This window comes from Tissierellales bacterium (assembly GCA_025210965.1).
Lineage (GTDB): Bacteria > Bacillota > Clostridia > Tissierellales > JAOAQY01 > JAOAQY01.
The window spans coordinates 24,500-31,512 of record JAOAQY010000089.1 but is presented as its reverse complement, the minus strand read 5'-3'; the positions used below and the strand labels follow the sequence as shown (position 1 = coordinate 31,512).

The 7,013-nt window shown below is 32.7% G+C and carries 6 protein-coding genes; 4 read left to right on the top strand and 2 right to left on the bottom strand.

What is annotated here, in order from left to right; all coding sequences use genetic code 11:
• Positions 1–242 precede the first annotated feature (242 nt).
• Positions 243–542, top strand: coding sequence for a hypothetical protein (locus N4A40_06780; protein MCT4661552.1), 300 nt, complete (start codon positions 243–245; stop codon positions 540–542).
• A gap of 200 nt (positions 543–742) precedes the next feature.
• Here the strand turns inward: N4A40_06780 and N4A40_06775 are convergent, their stop codons facing one another.
• Positions 743–2,971 (bottom strand): methyl-accepting chemotaxis protein, encoded by a 2,229-nt coding sequence (locus N4A40_06775; protein MCT4661551.1) that lies wholly within the window; start codon positions 2,969–2,971, stop codon positions 743–745.
• A 736-nt stretch (positions 2,972–3,707) separates the two neighbouring features.
• On the opposite strand from N4A40_06775, the gene N4A40_06770 reads away from it, so the two are divergent.
• Together N4A40_06770 and N4A40_06765 are read left to right on the top strand one after the other, a co-directional pair.
• Complete coding sequence (locus N4A40_06770; GenBank protein ID MCT4661550.1) at positions 3,708–4,268, top strand: nucleotidyltransferase family protein; 561 nt, start codon at positions 3,708–3,710, stop codon at positions 4,266–4,268.
• 12 nt (positions 4,269–4,280) lie between these two features.
• Positions 4,281–5,147, top strand: a complete 867-nt coding sequence (locus tag N4A40_06765) for a LysR family transcriptional regulator (protein MCT4661549.1) — start codon at positions 4,281–4,283, stop codon at positions 5,145–5,147.
• Here the strand turns inward: N4A40_06765 and N4A40_06760 are convergent.
• Positions 5,109–6,131 (bottom strand): NADPH dehydrogenase, encoded by a 1,023-nt coding sequence (locus tag N4A40_06760; protein MCT4661548.1) that lies wholly within the window; start codon positions 6,129–6,131, stop codon positions 5,109–5,111. The genes N4A40_06765 and N4A40_06760 overlap by 39 nt on opposite strands.
• 236 nt (positions 6,132–6,367) lie before the next feature.
• On the opposite strand from N4A40_06760, the gene N4A40_06755 reads away from it, so the two are divergent.
• Entirely contained in the window at positions 6,368–7,012 is a 645-nt protein-coding gene (locus N4A40_06755; GenBank protein ID MCT4661547.1) for a hemolysin III family protein, read from the top strand.
• Position 7,013 lies beyond the last annotated feature (1 nt).

Genomic DNA, 7,013 nt, shown 5'->3' with positions numbered 1-7,013 from the left:
TTTATCCCTGCATCAACTGGTAAGTTTATATTTACTGGTTCTACAAAGCTATTACGTGCCTTTACTCGCTAATTTTAATCACAATTATATTTTGTATTTTTTGTATTTATCATCTAGTTTACTATACAATTAATTATATTTGTGTGTAGGTTATGTATTCTTATTGTAAGATATATTGCCTTTAACCATCTACATTGCTATAATCTCAATTGAGTTAGTTATGAAAGGATGGATTAATAATTATGAATATGACAAAAAACAAAAATGGAAATCTGATTGAGTTCCAACCTCTTGGAAATTTTAATGCTGGTAAAGCAAACCACACTCTATACTCTTGTGTAAACGAAATTATCGCTAATTTCCCCAAAGAAATAGTTTTGGTAAAAAATAAGTGCAAAGTTCCAATTAGTACATGGAAAGCTGATCATGAATTCGACAACTCTAAACCTGGTGTTTACAAATTTATCGGATATCTCTCTGATGAATACAAAGCATTAAAGGAAAAAATTAGTGAAATTCAAATTTTGGTTTACGTGCATTAATGTCAATATTCATATTATGAAAATCTAATATATAACATTACTTTTATCAGTGAGTCTAAATAATCAAGCGATATGATTATTTGCAGCTACATGCCTCACTACCCAACCTACACGAAGAGGCTGAGTAAAAATAGATAACTCTATTTTTACTCAGCCTCTTTTATAACATAACTTTACATCTCGTTACTTTAACATTTAAATTACTTAATTTTAAATCGTTCTATGGATTCTTGTAAATTTCCTGCAAGGTCTGCAAGTATTTCACTAGACCTCTCAATCTCTTGCATAGATGCTGCTTGTTCTTCTGTAGTAGCTGATGCTTGCTCTGTTGATGCAGCATTTTCTTCTGCAATTGCAGATAAATGCTGTAAGCTATCTAATATTTCAACTTTCTTAGCTTCCATAGTCGTTCCAGACGTATTTAGATGAGTCACTTCTTCGTATACTCTTTCTATAGCCTTTTGAATTTCTCTATACTTTGTCTCGGTCTCATTCACTATGATGGCTTGTTCTTCTGCTATATGTGCTACTTTTTCAATAGTGCTAACAGCCGAATCAGAATTAGATAGTAATTCTTTAACCATAGCATCAATCTCTTTAGTTGAGTTTGCAGACTGCTCGGCAAGTTTTCTTATTTCATCTGCTACCACAGCAAAACCTCTGCCGTGTTCACCAGCACGAGCAGCTTCTATGGCTGCATTTAAAGCTAATAGATTAGTTTGTTGTGCTATTGAAGATATCATAGCACTAGCTTCACCAATTTTGTTTGAACTTTTATTTGTATTTCCTATAACTTCTTTTATCTCAAAATTAGCTTGTCCACTTTCCATTGTTTTTTCAATCAAATCTTTTAGTATATTCAAACCTTCCTTAACTTTATCATCTACTACATTAGATGCACTATTAAGCGAATCGATATACCCTTTATTGTCGTCAATCAATACTCCTAGCTCATCTGCTTTTGCTGCTCCACCTTCTGTTTCTTCAGCTTGTTCCGAAGCTCCTCTTGCTATATCTTCTATAGTGCGCGCTACCTCTTCCGACGCTGACGCTGATTGCTGACTCGTTGCAGTAAATTCCTGACTTGTAGCAGTCACTTTTTGTGAAGCTTCAGTTACTTGATCAGCAAAGATTCTCAAATTTTCTATTACACCTTGAATACCTCTCGCTATATCTCCCATTTCATCTCTTCTAGTTAGGAATTTATCGTCAACATCTTCTCGCAAATCTAAATCACTAATTCTTTGTGCGTATAAAAGAGTCTTATTTAAAGGTCTAGATATAGTTCGACCAACCACTAAAGATGCTATTCCACCAATTATTATAGCAAATATAAATATTATTACGCTTGTAGTTCTAAGCGATGAAGTGGCTCTAAACGCTTCTGATTCTTGAAGTTCTATTACCAAACCTATAGCTCTTCCACCAAATTGTACTACCTCTAAATGACCTAGTACTCTTTCATTTTCATAGTTTCTGTATGAATCTGATTTTTTGAAGTCAAAATCATTTTGAACCATAGCTTCTTTTAATGATTCAAATGCCTTAGTATTTATAATTTCTTTATTTGAAGCATTTTCCTTAAATGAACCTCTGAGTGTATTTGTAAGTAATTTCCCGCTTGAATCAATTAAGTATGCATCTGAAGATGTTCCTAAACTTTCCAAGCCACCGTGAACAATTGAATCTAAAGCTTCTTCATCAATCATCAAGTTCAATGTTCCAGCAAGTTTGCCGTTATATCCATTTTCATAAACTGGTGATGAAAGAACCATTACATTGGCATTCACAACATCAGAATAAAATAACTCTGACCAGTTTTGCTCTCCTTCAAGAGCTACTTTAACATAAGCACGCTTAGAAAAATCTGCTGATTCTAATGTACCTTTATTGACTGAAGCAAATATACATGATCCTTTGTCATCAGTCAAAAACACGTCTGTAAATCCATACTCCTTGACAGCCTGCATCATAGACTCATTTAAATTATTATAACTCGCATACCAAAGTGTGCTAAATGCACCTTCTTTATTTCTCGCACGAATTCCTTGGTACACATCCTCTAATTTCGATAATACTCTACCATCTCCCTCAATTCGGTAAAAATATTCATCTAATTCAACTGCCGTTCTGTCTCCAAACAATGCAGCACTTTTGAACACTTCATTCTCAATCATCTTGCTTGAATTATAAAAATTAAATACAGATAATACCAATACTGGCAATAGTCCCGCCAAACCAACTAGCCACAATAGCTTATACTTAAGCTTCATATGTCTCATCGACGAAGGTGCCTTTACCATACTAATCGCTTTCTTTAAATCAAATGATTTACCCTTAAATGGATTTTTTTTAACTACAGCCTTAGCTTTCTTAAAATTCAGTTTTTTCAAGCCATCTACTGGCTTTTTGAAGTTAACTTTCTTCATCCCCTCTCCCCTTTCTTCTCAAACCTTTTTTCAATATACACCTATCATCATTTTAGAGTTAATCGTGACAAATGTCAAAGCAGTTTTTTCTTTATAAAAATATTTTTTCCACTCATACATTAATTTCTGTTTTTCATGCTTAAAAAATAGCCTTTCATGCAATTGCTCTGATTTTTATTCTCAATTATGCTACAATGAATTTGCCAAGAAACCCTAGCCCTTTCAATCATATTTTGGCGATATCATTTAATCCCTTTGCCTTATGATATCATTGTGATTGAAAACCTCAAAAGAACTCTCAACGTTCTTTTAAAAAATAAAAGAGCTCTTCTCCCAAAGAGTTCTTTTTATTTTTATGAAAATAGAACTGTATATAAATAGCTATTTTTCAGTCTTAACACAAATATTCAACCATGATTACTGTTTTTTGCGGTCGATTTACTACCTTTCGTGGAATTAGTATTTTATTTTTTTGTAAACCATACTATAATGTTATCGAACGCTGAATCAATCACTTGAAACTCCCAACCCAAAATTTTTAAAAATATAACTTTCTCCGTTTTTTGAAAACGACCCTTTTCAAAACACAACCCAAATTCTAATGGGAGTTAGAAGGTGGGGAATAATAATTATTATTTCCTTTCGGAATACCCCAGATATTACATGTGATATCTGGGGTATTTTTTTAACTATTTTTTTATAGTATAATGATATAAAAACATCTAGGAGGTTTTTTATGTTAATTGACACGCTAAAAAAAGTTGGTTTAGCTTTAAATGAAGAAAAAATACGCTGGGGAATCGGAGGTTCAGTACTATTATTCGCACATGGTATAGTCGATTTTCCTAGAGATATAGATATACTAGTTCATCAAGATGACTCGAAAAAAGCTGCCGATATATTATCTACACTTGGAAAATTAAAAGAACGCACTCCATCTGATAGCTGCATTTCCGATGAGTTTTATGAATTCAGCATAGGTGGCATTGATGTTGAAATAATATCCGGATTTACTATAAAGCACGATCAGGGCCTATATAAATATGTATTTTCAAAAAAATCTACACCTGAAAGATTAGATTTGGACCATATAGAAATCCCACTTATGAGCCTTGAAGACTGGTATGTAATTTATCAAGTGCTACCTGATAGAGAAGAAAAAGTCGCTTTAATAGAAAGATTTTTATCTTCAAGAGGACTAAAATATCCTCATCATCTCACAAGGCAATTTGATTTTAACTTACCTGATAATGTATCAGAACACATAGAGAAATTTATTTCAATGACATTTTTATAAGGAGTGGTTTCTTTGGATTTCAAACACATAAGGTCTTTTGTAGATTTAGCTAAAACAGAAAACATGACACAATCTGCTGAGAATCTAGGCTATGCTCAATCTACTGTATCATCACATTTAAACATTTTAGAAAAAGAATTTGAACTTTTACTATTCGATAGAATTGGAAAAAAGCTCAAACTAACTGAAGATGGACAGGAATTTTTACTGCATTGTAAAAAACTATTATCTATATACGACACTATGGCTGAAATAAAGAATTCTAAAGATAGTCCAATCGGTAATATAACAATAGCTGCTCCAGAGTCTCTCTTAGCTTATGAATTAGAACCGTACTTAAAAAAATTCAAGACAAATCATCCGCAAATAAATATACGAGTAAAGCACGAATCTTGTTATAGAATTCCAACACTAATAGCAAATGGAGATATAGATTTAGCGTTCTTTGTAGAACACAATTATACTTCAAAAAATCTTTCGTTTTTCGAGCTTTCTAGACACAATATGTACTTAGTTGGGGATACTCTAGAAAATATAAAAAGTAAAAAACACACTCTTTATCTAGGCGAAAAAGAATGTGCTTACAGAAAATTATTTGATTCTTTTATTATAGAGCATAATCTATCTCTAGCAAATACAATAGAAATGTGGAGCATTGAAGCCATAAAGAAAATGGTTATTTCAGAATCTGGTGTTTCACTTTTACCTCAAATGATTATAAGAGATGTACTATCAAAAAAGCATCTAAAAGCCGAGCCATTAGATGCTTCTAAATATAGTGTTGGTATTTATGTTGCCTACAAGAAAAACTCTAGATTATCTAAATCTACTAGATTGTTCTTAAATACCATAGGCGTCTCTATACCCTTGAATTCTTAAATTATCATTTCCCGTTCTTACACTCAAATCCAAAACGTAATTAGGATTTTTAATCAGAGCCTTTCCAAATGCTAACAAATCACAATCCTCATCCAATAATTTTTCAAGCTCCTCATCTTCTAGCCCATTTAACCATCCAACAGCAATAACAGGTTTTTCTGTTATTTTTTTTACCTCACTCGCAATGTGAGTTTGGTAGCCTGGAAATACATCTATTCTAGGATTTGGTATCAAACCTCCCGAACTTATATCAAATAAATCAACATATGGTTCTATTTCTCTTATTATTATTTTTGTATCATCTATCGTCAAAGGCGTATCTGCATAATCTATCGCAGAAAGTCTAACTGCTAAAACAGCTCTATCCTTTATTTCATATTTCACCTCTTGAATTATTTCCTTTAATAACCTCATTCTGTTTTCCAATTTGCCACCATATTGATCATTTCTCTTGTTCGTTTCTGCCGACAAAAATTGGTGTAAAAGATATCCATGAGCACTGTGTATTTCTATCACATCAAATCCCGCTTTCACAGCTCTTTTTGCAGCATTTACGAATGCTGATTTTACTACTGCTATATCCTCAATACTCATTTCTAGAGGTGTATTAAACTTTTCCGAAAATTGTATTGGTGATGGCGAATAAATATCATTAGACGTTATTTGGCATTTCCTACCTGCATGATTCAACTGAATTCCCGCAGCCGCACCGTATTTTTTAATTCTAAGAACAAGTTCACCAAGACCATATATGTGCTCATCTGACCAAATCCCCAAATCCCCACTTGTAATTCTTCCATTTGGAATTACTGCTGTTGATTCTACAATTACAAGCCCAACTTCTGAAAATGCTCTAGCACTATAGTGTAGTCCGTGAAAAGAATTAACCAAACCATTTTCAGCATTATACATACACATAGGTGGCATTACAGTTTTATTTCTAAGTTCTATATTTCCTATTTTAACTGGTTCAAATATATTCATGATTCCCCTCCATTGTATCTATTACATTTTTGCTTTTATTGTTAATTGATTATACCTTTTATCTTACTATTTGTGAAATTGAAATTTACGATTTTCTTTATCGAAATTTCCGATTTATAAAAAATATATATTCACATTTTCTCTTCTTGATAGTATGTATCTAAAGTAGTATCATTAATATATGAATGAAAATAGTTTTCATTTTGAATTAGTTATATTTTAATTAGGAGGTTTCTATGTTTAAAATGAAAGAACCTGTAAATACAATGACACACTTTATTGGTGCATTACTGTCTGCTGGTGCACTTGGATGGATGACTTATAAAGGTGTAGTTCATGGAAATGGGTTGCAAATCGCCGCAGCAATAGTATTTGGAATTAGCTTGATTGCTCTCTATACTGCTTCTACAGTTTATCACTGGGCTTCTGGTTCTGAGAAGCTAAAGGCCATTTTAAGAAGAATTGATCACTCCATGATTTATGTTCTAATCGCAGGCACATACACACCAGTCTGCCTGATAACATTAAAAGGCACTCTTGGATGGATTTTATTTGGCGTAGTTTGGAGTCTAGCAGCTCTTGGTATAATCATGAAGCTAGTGTGGTTTAATGCTCCTAGATGGCTTTACACAGCATTTTACCTTATACTCGGATGGCTTGCTATCTTTTTCATTGTTCCAATTTACCGCTCACTTCCTTCAGCTGGTTTCGCTTGGCTCTTAGCTGGTGGTCTTTTGTATACTATTGGAGCAATAATTTATGGAACTAAGTCAAAAAAACTTAAAATTTCAGTTTTTGGATTTCATGAAATATTTCATTTATTTATACTAGCAGGAAGTTTTGCTCATTATATGATGGTATCACGCTATCTACTTATTTAAA

Excerpts from the sequence above, each read along its gene's own strand:
- N4A40_06775 (MCT4661551.1), bottom strand. The coding sequence starts at position 2,971 with ATGAAGAAAGTTAACTTCAAAAAGCCAGTAGATGGCTTGAAAAAACTG.
- N4A40_06770 (MCT4661550.1), top strand. The coding sequence starts at position 3,708 with ATGTTAATTGACACGCTAAAAAAAGTTGGTTTAGCTTTAAATGAAGAA.
- N4A40_06780 (MCT4661552.1), top strand. The coding sequence starts at position 243 with ATGAATATGACAAAAAACAAAAATGGAAATCTGATTGAGTTCCAACCT.
- N4A40_06755 (MCT4661547.1), top strand. The coding sequence starts at position 6,368 with ATGTTTAAAATGAAAGAACCTGTAAATACAATGACACACTTTATTGGT.
- N4A40_06760 (MCT4661548.1), bottom strand. The coding sequence starts at position 6,131 with ATGAATATATTTGAACCAGTTAAAATAGGAAATATAGAACTTAGAAAT.